The organism is Burkholderia sp. 22313, assembly GCF_052045245.1.
GTDB lineage: Bacteria > Pseudomonadota > Gammaproteobacteria > Burkholderiales > Burkholderiaceae > Burkholderia.
Window position 1 is genome coordinate 196,536 of sequence record NZ_JBQEON010000001.1, and the last position, 21,147, is coordinate 217,682.

Sequence of the window (21,147 nt, forward strand, 5' to 3'; positions counted from 1 at the left end):
GAGATCACCTAGGGAAAACCATGAAACAACGAAAACACTGTTTCCTGAGTGCCAACAATTCCGACATCCGGGAAGGAGAAACCCTACTCGAAGAATAGAATTTCGCAACAATACCGCCTCGCCTGCTAGTTACGACCAGTTCGCGTGGAAGCTGCCCGGCTTGTCGGTCCGCTCGAACGTGTGCGCGCCGAAGAAGTCTCGCTGCGCCTGCACAAGGTTCGCCGGCAGCCGCTCCGAACGGTAGCTGTCGAAGTAAGCGACCGCCGACGCGAACGCCGGCACCGGCACGCCCGCCTTCACCGCCGCCACCACGACGTCGCGCAGCGAGGCCTGGTAATTCGCGGCGATGTCCTTGAAGTACGGATCGAGCAGCAGGTTCGCGAGCACCGGATCCTGCGCGTATGCGTCCGTGATCTTCTGCAGGAAGCGCGCACGGATGATGCAGCCCGCGCGGAAGATCTTCGCGATCGTCCCGAGATCGAGGTTCCAGCCGTACTCTTCGGACGCCGTGCGCAATTGCGCGAAGCCCTGTGCGTACGAGATCACCTTGCTCAGGTACAGCGCGCGGCGCACTGCTTCGACGAACGCGGCACGATCGCCGTCGAACGGCGCGGCGGCCGGGCCCGACAGGATCTTGCTGGCCGCGACGCGCTCGGTCTTCAGCGACGACAGCACGCGCGCGAACACCGACTCGGTGATGAGCGGCAGCGGCACGCCGAGATCCAGCGCGTTCTGGCTCGTCCACTTGCCGGTGCCCTTCTGCGCGGCGCGGTCGAGAATCACGTCGACGAGGTGCTTGCCGGTTTCGTCGTCCTTCTTGCCGAAGATCTTCGACGTGATCTCGATCAGATAGCTGTCGAGTTCGCCCTGGTTCCACTCGGTGTACACCGCGCCGAGTTCGTCGTTGGTCAGGCCGGCGACGTCCTTCAGCACCGCATAGCTCTCGGCGATCAGCTGCATGTCGCCGTATTCGATCCCGTTGTGGACCATCTTCACATAGTGGCCCGCACCGTCCGGGCCCATGTACGCGACGCACGGCTCGCCGTCCGACGGCGCCTTCGCGGCGATCTGCTTGAGGATCGGCTCGACCAGGTCGTACGCGTCGCGCTGGCCGCCAGGCATGATCGACGGGCCGCGCAGCGCGCCCTCTTCGCCGCCCGACACGCCGGTGCCGATGAAGTGCAGGCCCGATTGCGCGAGTTCCTGGTTGCGGCGGATCGTGTCGGTAAAGTGCGTATTGCCGCCGTCGATCAGCACGTCGCCCTTCTCGAGCAGCGGCTTGAGCGATGCGATCGTCGCATCGGTCGCTTCGCCGGCCTTCACCATCATCAGGATCCGGCGCGGCGTTTCGAGCGATGCGACGAATTCTTCGAGCGTATAGGTCGGCACCAGATTGCGGCCGGGGAATTCGGCGATCAGTTCGTCGGTTTTCTCGCGGCTGCGGTTGTACACCGACACCGCGTAACCGCGGCTCTCGATATTGAGTGCGAGATTGCGGCCCATCACCGCGAGCCCGATCACACCGATTGCTTGTTTGCCCATTATTCAATTCTCCGGAAAAAACGGGGCGCGACCCGAACCGGGCCGCGCGCACAGGCGAAAGGATAGTGGAAACCCGGCCGCGATGCGCGCATGCGCGTCACTGCTCGGCGTGCGGCAGACGCCGGAACACGACGCTCAGGTTGTTGGCCGGCATCTCGACGACCTCGACGCAGTCGAGCCCGCGGTCGAGGCCGAGCGCGACGACCGCCTCGAGATCGCGCACGCCCCACGACGGGTCGCGGCTGCGCAACTGCTGGTCAAATGCTTCGTTGGACGGTGCCGTGTGCCGGCCTTCGCGGCGATACGGGCCGTACAGGAACAGCACGCCACCGGGGCGCAATACGCGTGCCGCGCCGGCAAACAGTGCGTCGGTGCAGGCCCACGGCGAGATGTGAATCATGTTGATGCAGACGATCGCGTCGAGCGCCACGCCCGGCCACGACGACGCGTCGCGCACGTCGAACGCGAGCGGCTCGGCGAGATTCGGGAGGCCCGCATGCGCGACCCATGCGGCAATCGAGCGGCGCGCGTGCGCGTCGGGGTCGCTCGGCTGCCAGCGCAGGCCCGGCAGCGCCTGCGCGAAGTGGACGGCATGCTGCCCGGTGCCGCTGGCGATCTCGAGCACGCTGCCGCTCGCCGGCAACACGCGGCGCAGCACGTCGAGGATCGGCCCGCGGTTGCGCTCGGCCGCGGGCGCCAACAGCCGCGCGGACGGATCGGGCGTAGACGCCGGCCCGGTCACGATGCGTGCTCCGGCGCGCTGCCGGCGACACCCAGCCGCGCATTCAGCGCATCGAGCGCAGGCGCGCAACGCGCTTCGATCTTCAGCGTCAGCATCGGATCGGCACGCGTGTGGCCGAGGTTCAGCGCGGCGACAGGCTTGTCCTGCGCCTGCGCCCACACGCAGAACCGGTAGCCGGAATACACCATCAGCGACGAGCCGACCACGAGCAGCGCATCGGCCGCGTCGAGCGCCTGCGACGCGCGCGCGACGCGTTCGCGCGGCACGTTCTCGCCGAAGAACACCACCGCCGGCTTCAGCAGCCCGCCGCAGGCCGGGCAGGCCGGGATGCGGAACGTGTCGAGCGCGGCCCATTCGAGGTGCGCGTCGCCGTCGGCGGCAGGCTCCGCCTGCGCGCCCAGCAATTCGGGGTTATCCGTTTCGAGCACGGTCTGGATCGTCGCGCGCGCATGATCCGCGCCGCAATCGAGGCACGTGACGCCGTTGATGCCGCCATGCAGTTCGATCACGTCGTCGCTGCCCGCGCGCTGGTGCAGGCCGTCGACGTTCTGCGTGACGAGGCGTTCGATCCGGCCGGTGCCGCCGAGCCGCGCGAGCGCGACGTGCGACCGGTTCGGCTGCGCGCGGCCGACCACCGGCCAGCCGATCATGCTGCGCGCCCAGTAGCGTCGGCGCGCGGCGTCGGAACCGAGGAATTCGTGGAGCTGGATCGGCGGCGAGCGCATCCATTGACCGTTGCGGTCGCGATAACCGGGAATGCCGGAATCCGTGCTGATGCCCGCGCCGGTCAGCACGAACAGCCGCGGATGGCGCTCGACGAACGTGTGCAGCGCATCGAGCGCGGCCGGCTCGATGCTGGCGGATGAGGGGTCGTGCAAGTCGGTATCGTTCATGTTGACGGCGGGTGATCGGGCACGCAGGCAGGCCGTGCGCCCGCACGGGCGGCCAACGCGCCAGCACATGATACAGAACGCCGTGCGATCGGGCCGGCGGTCCACGCGCGAAACCGGCGCTGCCAAAAAAGACGCCCATCGACCACATGGCGATGGGCGCTTCAACAATTGATCCATCGGGGTAGTGGATCAACTGACAGCACAATGTCGTCGGATCCGCCGCGGTGCGGCCGGCGGACCATTCCCCTGAACTACGCCTGCGATTTGCTGATGTTGCGCGGATCGCCGCGCCGCCGGCCCGTCCTTCCGGACCGTTTCGGCTTTGCCGGTTCGCCGCCATGCGCCGCGTGCGGCACGCACGCGCATGCGACGCGTGCGGCGCGCTGGCAATTCGCGCGTCGGAATGACGGTCCGGAAGTCATGGTCGCCCATCGGCGCGCACTCGCGGTTCATTCCCGACGGCCGACTGGCACCGGTCGACCTCGTGCGTCACACCTGCACGTCGTCGTTCGGAACAAACCCGATTGGTCCGGATGGAACGGAAAGCCGCGCGCTCATGTCGCCGCAATCAACGGCGAAGCGAATTCACGGGCAGGTCGGCGATTCATGTTTGCAACATGACTCGTTGCGATTTGGTCTGTTCTCATTGTCTTGTCCCTGTCTTCGATGCATCCGACCCACTGAAGCGATCGCCCGGTCGTACTCCGCCGGCGATCGCGCTCACGGCGCATACAGACATGCAAGGAGCGCACCATGTTTCGCGGCGCAAGGCCACACGGGCCGATGAAATGATCCGATGCAAATTGCACGGCGACAGATACGCGCAAACGTTTCGAAAGTGAAACGACGGGAAACGGCCCGCCCGGTCGACGGGAAGCGGGCAGGACGCCGGTGTTACAGGAATGGGACGCGTGCGCGGGCCGTGGAGCGGCGTCGCGCTCGGGCCCGCACGATGCTGACGATCAGCCTGCAACCGCCCGCGTCGGCCGAGTGCCGGCGCCGCCGCTCGAACGCTGCCGTCAACGATAGGCTTCGAGCACCTTCACGCGGCGTTCGGTGGCGTCGACACGGCAACCGTCGTATTCGATCAGGCCGAGCGTGCCGCCGGCGTCCGACTGCCGCGACTCCGCGCATCGTGCGCCCCGCGCCTTGAGCCAGCGCCGCTCGTGCGGCGCAAGCGGCGCGCAAACACGTTAGCATGCGGACACGGCGCGGCGCGCACGCCCTTCGCCCCGTCTTCAAGGAATGGACATGACCCTGCCCGCCTCCGAGCGCGCCGACGTTGCCCATCGCGTATTCGCGCCCGAGCGGCTGTCGATCGGCCTCACGCTGCCGCTGCTGCGCCGCGGCCATGCCGTCGCCGATTTCAACGAGCAGCTCGAACTGGCGGCGCTGGCCGATTCGCTCGGCTTTCGCGCGCTGTGGATTCGCGACGTGCCGCTCAACAGCGCCGACTACCCCGACCCGGTCGGGCATCTCGATCCGTGGGTGCTGCTCGGCGCGCTCGCAGCGCGCACGCACCGGATCGCGCTCGCCAGCGGCGCGATCGTGCTGCCGCTGCGCCATCCGCTGCATATCGCGAAAGGCGCGCTGTCGGTCGCGACGCTGTCCGGCGGACGCTTCATCCTCGGCCTCGGCTCCGGCGACCGGCCGCCCGAATATGCGGCGTTCGGCGTCGATGCGGACACGCGGCGCGACCGCTATCGCCGCCATTGGGACATCGTCGCGGCCGCGCTCGGCGTGCCGTCCCGCGTGCTGCCCGACGAGACGCCGCCCGACGCGCCCGATTTCACGCTGCTGCCGCGCGGCGACGACGCGGTGCCGATGCTCGCGGTCGGCTCGGGCGGGCAAAGCGTCGACTGGATCGCACGGAACGCGATCGGCTGGATGACGTACCACCGCGATCCGGACACGCAGCGCGCCCGTTATTCGATGTGGCGCGCGGCCGTCGAGCGGCTCGCCCAGCCGGCGTTTCGCGCGTTCGGCGTATCGATGCGGCTCGATCTCGACGCGAAGCGCGATGGGCCGGCCACCGCGCTGCCGCTCGGTTACGCAACCGGCCGGGATGCGCTGATCGACATCCTGCAGGACATGCGGGCGGCCGGCACCCATCATGTCACGCTGAATCCCGGTTCAGCGCGGCCCGTGCGCGAGGTCGTCGAGGAAATCGCCGAGCACGTCCTGCCGATCTTTCACGGCGGGCAGGACTGATTCATCAGGAATCCGGAACGCATCGCAGGTAGCGTAAGACGTGGATTGCGCCGGACCGATGCGCCGCCGAGCATGCTTCGTTCCCGGTCCGGCCGAAACGACCTGCCCGAACAGCGGAGCACGAACGGCCCGGACTGACGCCGACGTCACTCGAAACGAATTGTCCGGCATGCTGTAGACGCCCGCAGCGCTTGCCGCATGCCCGATACGAATACTCATCGAAGGAACTATTCGGCCCCGCTCGCGATCATGTTAACTTCCGTCCATCGTCCAGCCTGGCGGGCCGCACCGCGATGCGCGCCCGCCTGCCCATTCATGCGACATTTCCTGCTCGGCTGGCTGCTCGCCGCCATCGTATCGGCCGCCCACGCGGCCACGCCTGCCCCCGCCGCCGCATCGGCCGCCTCCGGCGCCGTGCCCGCGCTGACACCGCAACAGGCGCAGCAGGCGCTCTCCGTCCTGCAGAACCCGCGCGAGCGCCAACAAGTCGAAACGACGTTGCGCGCGATCGCGGCCGTCGGCGTGCTGAGCACGCCCGCGCTGCCGGCCAGCGGCGCGGCGCCGGCCAGCGCGGCATCGGCCGCCGCCCCCGCCGCGCTCACCACGAACGGGCTGGCGTCGATGCTGGTCCGGCAGGGAGCGCACTGGGCCGCCGAAATCGGCGGTGCGCTGAACGAATCGCTGCGCTCGCTGCTCGATGTCGGCTCGGTGGGCACCTGGTGGCACGAGCGGCTGGTACGGGCCGACGAACGCGCGGATCTCACGCGCGCGATCGGGATCCTCCTTGCGGTGCTCGTGCCCGCGCTCGTCGTCGAATGGTTCGCGAAGCGACTGCTGCGACGCGCACTGGCCGCCCTTGGCGTGCGCCGCGCCGAATCGCCGCGCCCGAATGAAGCCGAATCGCCCGAGCCCGACGACGACGACGAGACCGCGCCACCGACGAAGCCGGGCGACACCGCGGCCGCGGCCACGACCATCAAGGCCGACGCGGCCGCCACGCCCCATACGTCGTCGCAAGGCCGCGGCCATGCGCGCCGCCACACCACGCTGCTGCGCCGGATGCCGCGCGCGCTGGTCAGCCTCGCACTGCGGGTGGTGCCGCTGCTCGTGTTCGTCGGCGTCGCGAGCCTGACGATGTCGGTCCTCGACGGTGCCGACACGCCGACCGATACCGCGCTCGAATCGCTGATCGACATCTACGTGATCTGCCGCCTCGTGACGATCGTCAGCCGGCTGTTCTTCCAGCCCGACGCGCGGCAACTGCGGCTGGTGCATATCAGCGACGCATGGGCCGCGGTCGCGCAGCGCTCGATCGCGCGGATCGCGATCGTCGTCGGCGCCCTCACGGCCGCGGTCGAGGTTGCCGCGAGCTTCGGCCTCAGCGACGCCAGCCACATCGCGCTGCTGAAGGCCGTCGCGCTCGTCGGCCACCTGATGGTCTCGGTGCTGATCCTGCGGTGCCGTCAACCGGTCGCCACGCGCATTCGTGCAGCCGGCGAAAACCGGCCGACCGCCGCGATGGTCAGCAATGCGCTCGCCGACGCGTGGGCGCCCGTGTCGGTATTCGTCGTGATGGCACTGTGGTTCGTGTGGGCACTCGACGTGCACAACGGCTACCGCGTGTTGATCACGCTCGGCGGCCGCTCGATCGCCGTGATGATCGGAATGCGGATCGTGTCGATCGTCGTGTTCGGCGCGCTCGCGCGGCTGTTCCAGCGCCGCGACGACGATCGCACGCTCGTTCATCTGCACGCGTACCGCTACTACCCGCTGCTGCGTCAGATCGTGTCGGCGGTGATTGCCATCGTGACCGTCGTGCTGCTGCTGCAAATCTGGGGCGTGCCGATCTTCCACGCGTTCCAGGCCGGCACGATCGGCCATCGGCTCGCGTCGGCGCTGATGACGATCGCGATCGCGGCCGTCGTCGCGCTGATCGTCTGGGAAGCCGCGAACATCGCGATCGAGCGCCGCCTGCAACAGTGGACGCGCGAAGGCAACCTCGTGCGCGCGGCGCGCTTGCGCACCCTGCTGCCGATGCTGCGTTCGCTGCTGTTCATCATGATCGCGCTCGTCGTCGTGCTGACCGGCCTGAGCGAAATCGGCGTGAACGTCGGCCCGCTGCTCGCCGGCGCCAGCATCTTCGGCGTCGCGCTCGGGTTCGGCTCGCAGAAGCTCGTGCAGGACTTCATCACCGGGATCTTCCTGCTGATGGAGAATGCGATGCAGGTGGGCGACTGGGTCACGCTCGCCGGCGTGTCCGGCACGGTCGAATACCTGTCGATCCGCACCGTGCGGCTGCGCGCGGGCGACGGTTCGCTGTACACGATCCCATTCAGTTCGGTGACGACCGTCAACAACACGAATCGCGGGCTCGGCAACGCGGCCGTCAAGGTCAGCATCGCGTATGGGCAGGACATCGATCTCGCAATCGCGACGCTCAAGGAAATCGGCGCGGCGTTGCGCGAGGATCCGAATTACAAGGACGGCATCCTGTCGGATTTCAGCTACTGGGGCATCGACCAGGTCGACGGCGCGACGATCGCGCTGGCGGGACAGATCCAGTGCAAGGACTCCGCACGCTGGGGCGTGCAGCGCGAATTCAACCGGCGCATCGCGGTGATGTTCCGCGAACGCGGGATCCGGATCGCGAATCCGCAGCGCAGCCTCGTCGCGTATGACGACGGTTCGCGACATGTCGTGCCCGGCAACGGCGAGCGCAACGCGAACGGCGACAACGCCGCGGGCCCGCCCGCTGCCGAACCGCCCCCCCCGCCGCCGGAGCGCAAGCCGGGCTGATCATGCGAATGCCGGTGGCGCAACCACCGCGCGTCGTGCCGTAATCGGGCCCGTGCCGCCTGACGGCTCACCGCTGCGCTCGGCGCGCGGCGCTTTTCTTCCCCTTCGCGGTCGGCCGTGCCATTACGAATCGAACCGCGGATTATCCGGTCGATGAAGTTGCCATTGCAACTGGATCGAACCTCGGAAATTACAAAACACCGACACTGCTGCACGACGTCACCGCCGGCAACAACGGCAGCGGCACGTACGGCTACAAGGCGAAGGCCGGCTGGGATGCGACGACGGGCTTCGGCAGTGTGAACATCTCGAAGCTGAACGCGTTCATCCAGAGCACGTCGGATTTCGCGCGCTGATCGAGCGATGAGCGGTGCGGTTCCGGGGGCGGAGTCTCGCACGCCCGGAACCGTGTGCGCGGCCTTCGGCACATCGCGTAAGGATCGACGATGCGCGTCCGCGCAAACCGCCCGCGCTGGCAGCGGGATCACAGCTGCGATTCGATCGGGAACAGCCCGAGAAACCACACCTCCATGCGCCGCGCCGCCGACACTTCCGGCTCGTGATCGATCTCGGTCACCTTCCCGTCCGCATCGGTCTGAATCCATTTGAGCCGCCCCTTCCCGGCCGGGTCGGTTCTCGCTTCGACCCGCCACGCGATCAGGTCGAGCCGCGGCTCCAGATCGGCCGCGACTTCCGACGCAATCGCCGGACTCTCGCAGTAAACGCCGATCTCGGTGTTGAGATTCAGCGAGCGCGGATCGAGATTCATCGAGCCGATGAAGATGCTCTTGCGATCGAACACATACGTCTTCGCGTGCAGCGACGCGCGCGACGAACCGATGATGACCTGCTTCGAGATGCTCTTGTCGCCGGACGGCCGCCGCTCGTAAAGCCGCACGCCGGCGTCGACCAGCTCGCGCCGATAGCGCCGGTAACCGGCATGCACGGCCGCGACGTCGGTCGATGCGAGCGAGTTGGTGAGGATCGTCACGTTCACGCCGCGCGCCGTGAGCGCTCGCAGTCGATCGACCATGTCCTGGCCCGGCACGAAATACGGCGACACGATCAGCAGTTCGTGCTCGGGCCGCAGCGCGAGCGCGCGCAATTGCGGCATCAGGTGCCCTTCGCTGTCCTTCGGTGCGCGTGCGATCTTCGCCGGATCGTCGTACAGGACCGTCGCATGGCCCCATGACAGCTCGGTTCCCTGGCCGTGCACGATCTGATCGAGCCGATGCCGCGCCTCGAGCACATACGGATTGTCCTCCATCGCGCGCAGGTAGTCGCGCAGCCGTTCGCGCTCGCGATCGAGCCCGCCCGGCGTCGCGTCATGCCCGACCAGCGCATCGATCGAAAAGGCATACGGCGAGTTCCAGAACGTATCGAACTCCGTCGAGATGTCGTTCACGACGGGGCCGTGCACGACCACATCGAGATCGCCGAACTCCAGCATCGACGACGCGCCGAAATACTCGTCGCCGATATTGCGGCCGCCGACGATCGCCGCCTGGTTGTCCGCGATCATCGCCTTGTTGTGCATGCGCCGGTTGACGCGCGAGAACTCGAACACCGTGCCGATCTTCTTGAAATGGCGCGTGGCGACCGGATTGAACAACCGGATCTCGATGTTCGGATGCGAACTGATCTGGAGCAGCTTGCGATCGTCCGCATTCGTGCCGAGATCGTCGAGCAGCACACGCACCCGTACCCCGCGATCGGCCGCGCGCATGATCGCGTCCGCGAGCTCATGGCCGGTCAGGTCGTCGTGCCAGATGTAGTACTGAAGGTCCAGCGAGCGGTCCGCGCGATCGGCGAGCAGCACGCGCGCGTCGAGTGCATCGACCGGATCGCGCAGCAGATGAAACGCGTCCTGCCCCGGATGGGCGGCAGCCTGCCGGCGGAACGCCGCACCGAGGCGCGTGTTGCCGGTATCGGTGAACCCATGCGTCGGCGCGCGGTCGACCTGCGGCGGCAGGCTGGCGCACGCGGCAAGCATCAGCAACGAGAGAATCGCACCCCACGAACGCAGCATGGTCATGATGGCCGCCCCTCACTGTCGGGCGAAGTCGGTTGGTGTTTGTTCTGGCTGCCGGATCGCACGCAGCGCGGGTCGGCGGCTTGCGCGCTCGACGGACATCCGGTCGTGCACGCCGGTCGCGCTACAGCATACTTCGATCGGGATCGGGACGGCACGCTCTCCGTGTTTCCCCGGTGGCGGCGATACGACATGCTGCGCCGACGTGAATGCGTTCAACGCGTTCGACACATTCCGTCCGACCGCAAAAGAAAAACCCGCGACGCGTGATGCGATCGCGGGTTTTGCGACGCTGTGCCGTTAGTCGTAACCTGCCCGCGGAATAAAGCATAAGCTGTCCGCGGATGGCGGCTCTCCGCCTCGGCTCGCATGTCGTCAGTCAAGGTGGCTTGCAGCACCTTGGTGGAAGACAAAGTGCGCATCAGCTGCTTGAACCGCGGCGCCTCATAATTGTTATAGCGCACATCACCCAACAGGAGATTTCGAATGCTCCGTGCCTGACTGGTACAGAACGTATTCTGCGAGGACGTCTCCGAGTCCTTGTACGCAGTGAGTCTCGCCAGGTCCTTGGCGAGCGCGTCCTTCTCCTCTTGTAGAGCGACTATCTCCCTCTGTTTCTCAGCACTATCCTCACCAAGATAGAACACTGGAGGCAGCGTTACGCCTGGCGTCTCAAAAACGTTGCGGTCAACGAAGTCGCGATTGAACACGCGAACGGAGGACACTTTCCCGCTAGCAAAGTCCGTCCCTGTGACCACATTGCCGTCAATTACCAACTCAACAGCCCCTGTCTCAAGAGGCTGTTGTCTTTGCAAGAACCTGAACACCGACGATAGCGACGTCTTTCCAGCACCATTCCAACCGTATATCAGGTTGTATCGCCCGAAGTCTGGCAAACCATCCCAAGTGAAGTCCCGAAATATCCGATAACCTTGCAATTTTTGGATACGCACAATCGCCACGCTGACCCTCTGTCTGATTCTTGATAACGATGGCCACCTGCACCGTGATTACGGCCTGCCTACTCGTTAGGCCACATAGGCGGTGCTCCCCACTGCTGCGTCCCAGAACGGAAACTATTCGGCTGCCGCATTGCCCGTCTCAGCGATATGCTGGAGCACGGTTCTTTGGTCCGCATACCACCTTGCCAGACATTCGCGGTCGTGACAGGCTTTCTCGCGGTAGTTCCACTGCTCCAGCGTTCGTGCCTTGAAAGCTACCTGGTCCGTGACAGCCGCCTTTGCTTTGGTATATATGGCAGCCAGCTCGACGTCAGCCGCAGCCAGCTGGGCATCAGTGCAAATGAGGTGTTCAGCATCCGAATGCGCCTTGCTGCAATCGAAGCTTGTCCGCAGGGTCGATTGCGCCGGAGCGAGTGCAGCTGTGTCTGAAGCCGCTTCGGTCTCCGTCGAGTGCACCCATTCGGCGAGCGGAGTTGAATCCAGCGGCAGGTCCTTCCATGTCACCCTTTTGATGATGGCCTTACCGGATGCGGGGTCGACAGTTTCCCGAAACGCAAAATCGCCCTTACCCGTAGACGCATCAATTGCAAACGCGGCGGCATCCGAACCACAAGCACCTGCCTTACATCCTTGCCCTACTAGAAAGCCGTCTCGCAACTCGATGCCCCTGGAATTCGCGACCGCGAGCCGGTCAACGAATCGCTTCCAGTCTGCCTTGGAAGCGTGGTTGAAGGTCGCGCGAAACCGCTTATCGGTAACCACGTCGACCGGCAGCTTTCCGACCATCCAACCGAAGTCGAGTTGCTTTCCGTCCCCCTGTGCCGTGTCGGCGGCCACGCTCGACGTCGATGCGACAGATTTCTCGGCACCTTGCGTCGCTGTCGCAGGCTGATAAGCATTCGGTGTTCGATACGACCACGCAACTGCAGAAACGGCTACAAGCAGAACGCCGCAGCCGATTGCCTTGACATGCGTGTTGTCCCGGACTTCACCAAGTGCCGGGCGCCCGGACACCTCGACAGCCAACAACGCATCGAACCGCTCGTTGGCATCCGCAATCGTGTTTGCAGCAGCAGTTTTTTTCTTGCTGAACGATACGAAGCTGAAGCCCCCAAGTGCAAGCGCGACCAGGAGCAGAATTAGGCCGGCGACAATGCCACCCATGAACAGGAGAAACGCTGCTATGAGCCCCACAACCAACGGGGCCATTAACGTGGGAGCCACCGGCCACGAGCGCACCACGCTTGCAAGGGTGGCGGCTTCGTTCGCCAGTTGCCCTCTATCGCCGAGATTTTCTGAACACTTGCGCTCGACTTCATAGACTGCAAGCATCGCCTTCTCTTTCTCGGCGAGCGATATCGAGCCGATGTCGACAGCCAACTTAATTGCCTTGGTCGTGGCTTCAAACTCAAGGGCGAGCGTCTCGACGAATCCTTGATGCTCCTCAAGCGTTACGGCATCCGTCAAATCCTCTCGTCGGACGTAGACACCGTGCGACATGAAGTACAACAACAGCGCATTCGCCGTGCGCTCCTGCACCTGGGCCACGAAGTCTCGAGCTGCCTGCTCCCGCTTCGAGAGACGTTCCGTGCTCGCGGAATCGATGCGACCACTTCCGGCAACCACGGAGCGTACCGGATTCGATGTACGTGTTGCGCGGGTGTTCTGGGTAAAGCGAACACCCGTGCCAGGAATACTAGCGGTCACACGGCCGCGCGAATTGTAGGTAAATCCTTTGCCACCAATCGACGTACTGACACCGCTCTTGCTCACGTTCAGACGAACGCCAGGCGCAATCTTTATGCTCTTCCTGAAACCCCAGCCCATTTTTAGCCCCGTATTGTCTCAATTCGTTTCGTCAGCTGGAGCTACCCATCAAGCCCCCGCTTGTACAGACGAGCGCGTTAGTGGGCCTCCAGTGAAGCCCCACCCACGACGTTCGACCCGACTCTCTCCAGGCGAGCCTTACTCACTGCAGAGACCTTGCTCAGACCAATCGCGTGCCATCGCGATAACACCCGACTCGTATCATGGCCTACCTACGGAATTTCTATAGCAAGCGCCTTGAGCTCGTCTAGCGAGATTCGTCAACAGAGCGCGCGGTGCTATCGGCGGCCCGTCTGAACTCAACGTTATTCACATCGCCATGCTTGCTCCAAACGCTCCCTGCTCGCGCCGCGCAGTCGAAGGAGGCCCAACTCTCGACTCATGGCGTTGAGCCCTGACTCCTCGTCATGCCCCTCGGCTTGCAGTTTTGTCGCAAGCGTTCTCAGCTCTGCGATTGAAACCTCATCTACCGGTCGTGTAGCTCCGGGCAGCGGACTTCTGAACGCTAAAGATGCCTTGACAGTCTTAGGCCAGATAAACAGGCCAACATCTTCAGTCTCGGCATCGAAGTGCTTCGACGCGAGGTCGACCACGCGACTCAGAATGCGAGAGCCGGTTCGGGACCATCCATGCGCCCGAGCAATACGTCTTGCCAGAACCTCGTCGCGCACGGGTCCCTCGACGTTGACGACTGCTGTAATCATTGCGAGCAGACGCTCGTCGTAAGAGTGAGCGAAGAACAGCTCCGGGTCACGCTCGTGGTCGGAAATCGTCAAGTCAACTTCAACGAATATCGCCTCCTCGCGCTCAACGGATATCGGCGTTGACGCGGCGCGAGCGTACATGACCGGCGCTTCATCTTCGGAGACTGCAGCCTTCGATACCACCTTCGGCGCAACATCTTCCACCGAATTTGCGTTACTGAATCCGCTGCCTGAACCCGATTTTGCGGCGGCGAGGACCTCGTCCGCGATTGCTGCAGCGCTCTGCATCTCCGCTGCCTCTGCTTCTCGTCTGACCGCAAGCAAAGCTCGCAGTTGACTATCCACCTTCTCGAGGGTGCCCGGCATGTCAACCCACCAGTCTGTCGACCAGATTCGGACGATTTCCCAACCAAGCCCTCTCAGAACCTGCTCGCGCAGCTTATCGCGGTCACGAGCCGTCGCTGAGCGATGGTAGGTCGCGCCATCACATTCAACGCCTGCCAGATAGCGGCCAGGAGCATCGGGGTCCACCACGCCAAGATCAATACGAAACGCCGATACGCCCACCTGAGGATGAACCGTCCAGCCCCTCTCCGCCAGTGCCACACACACCGCCTTCTCAAACGGGCTATCGAAGTCGCCGATGCTGCCGGCAACGGCTTCACCCAAAGCGCGAGCTCCTCGCTCGGCAAACTCGAGGAAGTGCTTCAGGTCTCGAACACCCAGCGCCTGCGTTCGGGACAGGTCCATCTTCTCCGGCTTGAAGCTGCCAAACACACGCAGTTCCTGGCGAGCACGCGTGATAGCAACATTGAGGCGCCGCTCCCCACCCTGCTGGTTCATCGGACCGAAGTTCATTGGCATCGTGCCATCAATGCCAGGGCCGTAGGTAATCGAGAAGTACATGATGTCCCGCTCGTCACCTTGAACGCTTTCCAAATTCTTGACGAACACCGGCTCAAGCGCCGACTCAGCAAAGTGCGGCTCGATTGACGGGTCCCTGCGACGCTCCTCGTCAAGGAGGTCTTCAATCAGGCGCTGCTGCTCGGTGTTGAACGTGACGACACCGACCGTCATCCGACTGTCGATGAATCCCGGGGACTTCAGTCTGCCGACCAAGTCGGCCACAAGCGCCTTCGCCTCTGGTTTGTTGGTACGGGCTCCACCGCGCTCATACTTGCCGTCAGGCACGAGATTGAAACTGACAGCCCTGTCGTTGGTGACAGGACTCGGGAATGTAACCAGGTCGCCGCTGTAGTACCGGTAGTTCGAGAAGGCAATAAGGCTCTCGTGCCGGCTGCGGTAGTGCCACGACAGCTTCATTGTCGGCAGGTTCGCTCCGATACATTCTTCCAGAATGCTCTCGAGTTCCGCCTCGACATCCGTATCGTCGACGTCGGATTCCGCACGGTCGAAGAAGCTGGTCGGCGGGAGCTGCTTCGGGTCACCGACCATGATGACTTGCCGCGCCCGCGCCATCGCACCAATCGCATCCCAGACCGGAATCTGAGAAGCTTCGTCGAAGACCACGACATCAAAGTCAGAGGTCTCAGCCGGTAGGTACTGGGCAATCGACAGCGGGCTCATGAGCAGACAAGGAGTCAACCTGAGAATTGCACCAGAAGCCTTCGACATAAGTTCGCGCAACGGAAGATGTCGCGTCTTCTTCTGCATCTCATAACGCAGGAGCCCCCACTCGGAGCCCAGTGCGACCCTCGCCGGCGAAGGAAGACCGGACGAAAGTTGCGCTCTGACCCAGGCCCGAGTCAGAGCGACGAACTGCTCATCAAGCTCGCGAAAATCTTGGATGCGTTTTTCGTGCTCGGCGGACACAAAGTTACGCAGAACCTCGTCGCCATCCACGACAGCATTCAACCACCAGCGGCAGTAGTTGGTCTCAAAGACCGCCTTCACCTGCCCACGCTGAATATTGCCGTCTTCGATACCTGAAACCAATGGGGCCAATCCCAGCGAAAGCGCATGCTGACGGACTTTCCGCCAGGCGCACCAGAGTTTCAGCCGATTAGCATTCTGCACCACCTGCCTAGCGCGTTCCGCTACTTGACCGGGGAGAAGCGAATGCAGAGTCGCGTGTTCCGAAGATGCCAGCCCGCTGGCAGTAGCAAATTGAGCGACAACTTCATTAAACGACTGCAGCGCTTCGGCATAGGTGCGCCTCGTACCAGCAACGATGCCTGACGGCTCAAGCAGAATATTGCTGTCGCCAAGCAGAAGGGCGACCGGGGCTTTGACCGCTGCAAGCAATTCAGGTGTATTCGCGAGGTTTGCCAGTGCGGCCGAGAGAGACTCGAGAAACTTGAGGGCCGGCTCAATGCCATCAATCTTAGTTTGTAGACCGCTCCACAGACCGGACGTCTTGCCTGACAGGTCTGCGAACTCCTGAATTCTGGCATGCAACGAAACCAATTCGCGCATGTTTCGTATGTCGGTAGCCGCGGTTGGGCCAGCGCGTCCAGACTCGATTACCGTATATCCGTCATCCATCCAGTGGGTTTCTGCTCGTGCAGCAGAGAGCGCTCCTTGAAAAGGTACATATGCTTTCGCAACTACAACATCAGTTTTGTAACCGGTCCAGACCTTGCCCGTCTCGATTTCCAGATGAGCGAGGCTCGCAATAACCTGCTCGATTTTCCGCAGCTCACGCATCCGCTGCAGGTCATCTTGAGCAGCATCGCCGCATTGCCCTCGGCTGACTGGGTCAAGGCCCACGTCATCCCAGTTCGAGCGTTCACGAGCACGCTCGAGGGCCGTCTGGAATGACAGGAGCGCACAAACTACATCAAGGTCTGTTTTTAGCCCCGTCCATACGCTCGAAGTGAGCGAGAACAGGTCACCGTATTCCTTGATTTCGTTATTGAGGGCGTCAATTCGCGCAAGACTCTCGATATCACCATCGATGTTCGGTTCGCCACCACCGTTTCCGCCTGCCAGCTCCCTGAGCTTCTTCGTCAAGGACCGTTTGCGCATCATGCTCATCGGCCAGCCCGAGTCCTTGAGCTCACGCAGGTCAGACTGCAACTCGGCAATTGTCCTTGTCTGGATGCCCTCCTTGTATGGAATCGAAAGCTGGCCGAGAACGTCAAGTCGGGTGCGCAGCAGTTCGATACCTTTGGCGAGGCGAGCGCGCAGTGTTTCGCTCCAAGGCACGGAAAGAGCTGCATGCAATTCCGAATCGCGTTGCAAATGGCTAATGCCTACTCGCAGGTCCTCGAGTGTCTGATTCGAGCAAGGCGTCGACAACGTGCCGAGCAATTCCCGGTACCGCTGCAACATTGGTGTTGCCTGGCGCAATCCATCCGCAATAGCCTTTGCATCCGGACGTAGCGCAAAACGCCAGTCGTAACCAGACGCGGACGACAGGACCGCGGCGAGCATCCGCATACCATCGCGTACTCGGGGGTCCAACGGCAGGTCCGGCAGCCCTATAGCCTGGCGCAGGTCAGCCGCTGCTTTCTCGAAGCGCACCACAACGTCTGGTACCGCGCGGGCAGCGTCGTCCAGCGCGGCCGCCCAGAGAGGCGACCACTCGGTCTGAGCCACATGTGCCAACGGGGTTGACGTCAACTTCTCTTCACCGAATGCCTTGGCATTGACATCGAGCAGTTCGGCGGTTTCGCGAAGGCCCCGCATCGCTTCCATGTCATGCGCCTGGGTCGACGACCACGTCAGCCGGAACACTGGCAGGTCATGACCGCCGACGACTCGACCGATTGCCTCATAGACGCTCAGGCCATTCGAGTGTCGAAGATGGAGTCGTTCAACATATCCATTCAGCTGGGACCTCAGTCCTTCAAGTCGGACCGCTTCTGCGTGCCATTGCTCAGGCGCGAGGACGGCGGAGGCATCCCATGACGTTTTCAACTGCTCAAGAACATCAGTCTTTCGCGCCTTGCTGGAGTGAAGCTCGAGACAGAAATTTCCAAGGCCGACGTCCGCGAGGCGCCGGTAGACGACATCCAGCGCGGCCATCTTCTCGGAAACGAACAGAACGCGCTTGCGCTCGGCGAGGCACTGCGCAATGAGATTTGCAATCGTCTGGCTCTTTCCGGTGCCCGGTGGTCCAATCAGAACAAAATCCTTGCCCTTGCTGCCCGCGACCACGGCGGAAAGCTGCGACGAGTCTGCTGGTAGAGGGCAGAACGTCTCCTTCACAGGCAGCTCGATATCCAGCCGCCTGACATCAGGGAACTCCACCGTACTTTGATACGAATCGCGCGGAGTATCGATGAGGTGACGAACTACCGCGTTCTGTTTGAGCTGCTCGGTACGTTCGGTGAGGTCCCGCCACATCAAGTATTTGGCAAAGGAGAAAGAGGCCAGAACGACTTCTTCCACGACCTCCCAGCCCTTGATGTCCTTGATGGCATGGGACACCGTTTTCCAGATTCCGGCAACATCGAGGCCTGAGTCATCCTTGGGCAGCTCGACGTCGTTCACACCGAGTTCGAGCTCGAAGTCCTGACGCAGCATTTCAATGAGCGTCGGATTGAATCGGGCCTCTTCGTCGTAAAGCTTCAGACTGAAGCCAGAGCGCGCACTGCGACGCTCGAGTGTGACAGGTACGAGGATGAGAGGTGCACGATATTTCTTGTCGTCTTTGTCGTCGCGCGTCCACGATAGGAAGCCGAGTGCGAGGTACAGTGTATTCGAACCACCCTCCTGCAAGGTGGTCCGGGAATTCCGGAACAATTCAGTCAGGCGAGAATCCATCTCGTCCTGCGGCAACCCGATAAACACTTCCTTGCGCGTCAACGCGTCGAGGGCGTGCTGGCGGCGAATGTGTTCGCGCTCGCGCGCCTCGTGGATAGCCTGGCTGCGTGGGTCCGAACCGTCCATGAGGTCCGGACGGGTCAGCAGCTTTAGCGCATGACCCTCCGCCAGAACATCCTCAAGCAGTCCTGGCTCAGGCGCGTCGAGCTTCAGGGACTTCTTTCCCGACTTGAAGCTCAGCAGATTGTTCCTGAGTGACAGGTCGAGGAGCCTTCGCTGCCAGCGTGTAAGACGGTCCTCCGGCCGCTCCTGCCCGTCGTCTGAATGCGCGTCTTCAAGCTCCTCCAAAAACTCAGGGGCATCCTCCCACCGCGGAGTCAGGTCCTCGGTCACATCGGTGCCAGCTGTGCCACGAACTACAGCGTGTTCGCTAGCAAGCGGTTTGATGCGCTGCAGGCGTGCGCGTCGAATATCAATTGCCAGCTCGAACTTCGGCTCTTCGTCTTCGGAGATGTGCTCCTCACCTTTGGCCGTAGTGAAACTGAAAGTCGGCAGAGGCCTCTGTGCAAGGAGGGTCGACTCGAACAGGACCATCTCTTTGAGCTTCACCCGCTTCCGCAGAGCAGTGATGTCGTCAATGACAGTGGTCGAGAACTCTTCGGGCTTCAGCCAGACGCCGGGAAAAGCGTGCCCCTGCTGGAAGACGAGAACTGGATTCAGTCCCGCCTGCTCCAGTGCCGCGCAGACGAACAAAGCCAGGTCGAGACAGGTAGCGAGTCCAGATTCCGCAATCTGGCTGGGCCCGCGCACTTTCTGCCCGTCCCGCTCGAAGCTCGCGGGAGGTACGGCATAGTCGAGTCCCATCGCGCCAATTGCATTCCAGATAGCAGAAGCGAGTTCCCATGCGCGCTTTGCACCTTCCTGATAGCCATTGATGCCGCCGGGCTTCCCCGCTTTGCGTAGCACCTCCGCAGCCTGCTTGAGCACACGTTCGACTGCCTGCTCGTTCGGCTGAACGAAGGCCGCAATCATGTCCGGCAACGACGACAGGCCGCCCCACTGATTCCTTGGAAGAAGCTCGACTGTCTGCTCGGAAACTGCAACCTCGGCTGACTCTCGGTTTGGCGCAGTGAGTGTGAGCGTGACCACCGACTTTTCCGACTCAGTCAGGCGGCCAAGCAGCGGACCGTCGAGAGACAAATCAAGGTCCGTGATACGCAGGGTCTGCCCCGCCGCCAGATGGTCTAGGTGCCAAGTCTTGGGCTTGAGGAATGGTGGGTTAGAAATCGCGGTGAGCTTCAGGTCCCGGAATGCGTCTTCCGTTTCGTTAACTATGGAAAGCTCCCGAACCACGGGCACCGCGTTCTGGAAGTCTGCCAGATTGACCCGTCCAGCGACGGTCGCCTGAATCTGGACGCAATAAGTCTTTGCCGATTCATCCGTCGGCTCGACAACCCCGGTATCCATCAATGGTCTCCAACTACAACTAGCTATTCGTCTAGACGTGTTGCCACGAACGCTCGCTTCCTCCGGAAACATCCGTGCCAACCGTACTTTCTAATCCCCGTTCAAGCGGTACAGAAGCTTCCACTTGGCGAACCCCACCAGCGCGTCGAACAACAGTCAGACCTCGGATGCGAACGGCAGTGGGAAAATTAGGATACCAGCGGCAAGATGTATTACAAGGACAATAAATGTCACCAGAATGCTGAAAGCAATAAAGTCGGTGTCGGGCTTATCTGATGGCTGCACGGAGCGGTGTTGGTTCAGCCGCCTTGCGTTGCTTCATCGCTAACCTAGTCCCTGACCTTGTCCGTGTTTCTCCGAAGCAGGCAATTATTACTAGGGATATTTGGCTATTGACTCATCACAATGTACGACGGTCGCCAGTCTTGCTCGCAGCGATGGAATTCCTCCCCGAGCTTGCAAAACACCCGCCATCTAGGTTACAAAACGTTGCAGCATCAACTTGAGGCGAGGGCCTCTTGATTAATTTTGCTGTACTGGTGTAACCACACCTTGTCGACAGATGGTAATGAAACGGCAGCCATAAAAATCCTTGCGCATAAGGCTCAGCCCTGAGCATTCCCGTGGGTCTGGGCTCCGGGTGGTAAGGCTGAGCCCAGCCCTCCCTATGGCAATTGCCTGGGAAAGCCTTCCACTCAGCCTCCCCACCCGGATTCCCCGGTTTGGAGCCGCCTCGCCCGCCAGCCTCTACGCGCCCTCCGGGACGCTAGCTTCGCCATCCCGTTGCCGATATCTCAGACGCTATCCCCCCTAGTTTCGGCTATCCCCTGCACGCTAGTGGTAGATTCAGCCCCCGTCCATGCAAGCGGCCACTCACCGAAGCCCGTCAGTTGGACGGGGCGGCCCTAACGTCGGGCGGCTTCGTACTCGGCCGACGCGTGGCATGACCGTATAACGCAATTTGAAGGGCATGACGGTGCTCGAATGCTTCCTTGAATCACTGCGGGAATCCCGACAATGGGAAATTCTTGAAAGCGGACTCTGGATTTACTAGGTTGAATGCTGGCGCAACGCCAGCCTGAGTAGGTCGCACTTGACGACGCCGTGGCCCATCGGACCAGGGCCTCCTCGCCTTTTTGTGAGAGGGTACGAGGCGAGGGCGTCATGCGACAAGCAAAGTGGCTTCGAGGGGCGAATCCGCACGGATGCGCTACGGGCGCTCGAATTTCGAAAAAGCCGA

Annotated in this window: 9 protein-coding genes and 1 pseudogene; 2 read left to right on the forward strand and 8 right to left on the reverse strand. The window is 62.8% G+C overall.

Annotated features, from left to right (window positions below):
• Window positions 1-129 precede the first annotated feature (129 nt).
• The 4 genes and pseudogenes from gndA to ACTJKF_RS00860 all read right to left on the reverse strand — a co-directional run.
• The gene (gndA, locus tag ACTJKF_RS00845; RefSeq protein WP_440621643.1) at window positions 130-1,542 is read right to left on the reverse strand and encodes an NADP-dependent phosphogluconate dehydrogenase; all 1,413 of its coding nucleotides are present in this window, start codon (window positions 1,540-1,542) and stop codon (window positions 130-132) included.
• Between the two features lie 97 nt (window positions 1,543-1,639).
• Entirely contained in the window at window positions 1,640-2,284 is a 645-nt protein-coding gene (locus ACTJKF_RS00850) for a DUF938 domain-containing protein (RefSeq protein WP_440621644.1), read from the reverse strand.
• On the reverse strand, window positions 2,281-3,177 hold the full coding sequence (locus ACTJKF_RS00855) for an NAD-dependent protein deacetylase (protein ID WP_440621645.1): 897 nt from the start codon (window positions 3,175-3,177) through the stop codon (window positions 2,281-2,283). The genes ACTJKF_RS00850 and ACTJKF_RS00855 overlap by 4 nt, the downstream gene beginning before the upstream one ends.
• Window positions 3,178-4,196: 1,019 nt before the next feature.
• Window positions 4,197-4,337: pseudogene (locus ACTJKF_RS00860) on the reverse strand (lysozyme inhibitor LprI family protein); the annotation flags it as partial.
• Between the two features lie 91 nt (window positions 4,338-4,428).
• On the opposite strand from ACTJKF_RS00860, the gene ACTJKF_RS00865 reads away from it, so the two are divergent.
• Together ACTJKF_RS00865 and ACTJKF_RS00870 are read left to right on the forward strand one after the other, a co-directional pair.
• A complete protein-coding gene (locus ACTJKF_RS00865) occupies window positions 4,429-5,388 on the forward strand; it encodes an LLM class oxidoreductase (RefSeq protein WP_440621646.1) in 960 nt (319 codons plus the stop codon).
• 315 nt (window positions 5,389-5,703) lie between these two features.
• Window positions 5,704-8,184: a mechanosensitive ion channel family protein gene (locus ACTJKF_RS00870; RefSeq protein WP_440621647.1), complete on the forward strand. Its 2,481-nt coding sequence runs from the start codon at window positions 5,704-5,706 to the stop codon at window positions 8,182-8,184.
• 484 nt (window positions 8,185-8,668) lie between these two features.
• Here the strand turns inward: ACTJKF_RS00870 and ACTJKF_RS00875 are convergent, their stop codons facing one another.
• The 4 genes from ACTJKF_RS00875 to ACTJKF_RS00890 form a co-directional block, all read right to left on the reverse strand.
• Window positions 8,669-10,219 carry a phospholipase D family protein gene (locus tag ACTJKF_RS00875; protein WP_440621648.1) on the reverse strand — a complete coding sequence of 517 codons (1,551 nt, stop codon included), beginning with the start codon at window positions 10,217-10,219 and terminating at the stop codon, window positions 8,669-8,671.
• 212 nt (window positions 10,220-10,431) lie between these two features.
• On the reverse strand, window positions 10,432-11,178 hold the full coding sequence (locus ACTJKF_RS00880; RefSeq protein WP_440621649.1) for an AAA family ATPase: 747 nt from the start codon (window positions 11,176-11,178) through the stop codon (window positions 10,432-10,434).
• A 114-nt stretch (window positions 11,179-11,292) separates the two neighbouring features.
• Complete coding sequence (locus tag ACTJKF_RS00885) at window positions 11,293-13,005, reverse strand: DUF4236 domain-containing protein (protein WP_440621650.1); 1,713 nt, start codon at window positions 13,003-13,005, stop codon at window positions 11,293-11,295.
• A 305-nt stretch (window positions 13,006-13,310) separates the two neighbouring features.
• Window positions 13,311-19,907: a DUF3320 domain-containing protein gene (locus ACTJKF_RS00890; RefSeq protein WP_440621651.1), complete on the reverse strand. Its 6,597-nt coding sequence runs from the start codon at window positions 19,905-19,907 to the stop codon at window positions 13,311-13,313.
• Between the last annotated feature and the right edge of the window lie 1,240 nt (window positions 19,908-21,147).

Excerpts from the sequence above, each read along its gene's own strand:
- ACTJKF_RS00890 (WP_440621651.1), bottom strand. The coding sequence starts at position 19,907 with ATGGATACCGGGGTTGTCGAGCCGACGGATGAATCGGCAAAGACTTAT.
- gndA (WP_440621643.1), bottom strand. The coding sequence starts at position 1,542 with ATGGGCAAACAAGCAATCGGTGTGATCGGGCTCGCGGTGATGGGCCGC.
- ACTJKF_RS00885 (WP_440621650.1), bottom strand. The coding sequence starts at position 13,005 with ATGGGCTGGGGTTTCAGGAAGAGCATAAAGATTGCGCCTGGCGTTCGT.
- ACTJKF_RS00870 (WP_440621647.1), top strand. The coding sequence starts at position 5,704 with ATGCGACATTTCCTGCTCGGCTGGCTGCTCGCCGCCATCGTATCGGCC.
- ACTJKF_RS00865 (WP_440621646.1), top strand. The coding sequence starts at position 4,429 with ATGACCCTGCCCGCCTCCGAGCGCGCCGACGTTGCCCATCGCGTATTC.
- ACTJKF_RS00875 (WP_440621648.1), bottom strand. The coding sequence starts at position 10,219 with ATGACCATGCTGCGTTCGTGGGGTGCGATTCTCTCGTTGCTGATGCTT.
- ACTJKF_RS00855 (WP_440621645.1), bottom strand. The coding sequence starts at position 3,177 with ATGAACGATACCGACTTGCACGACCCCTCATCCGCCAGCATCGAGCCG.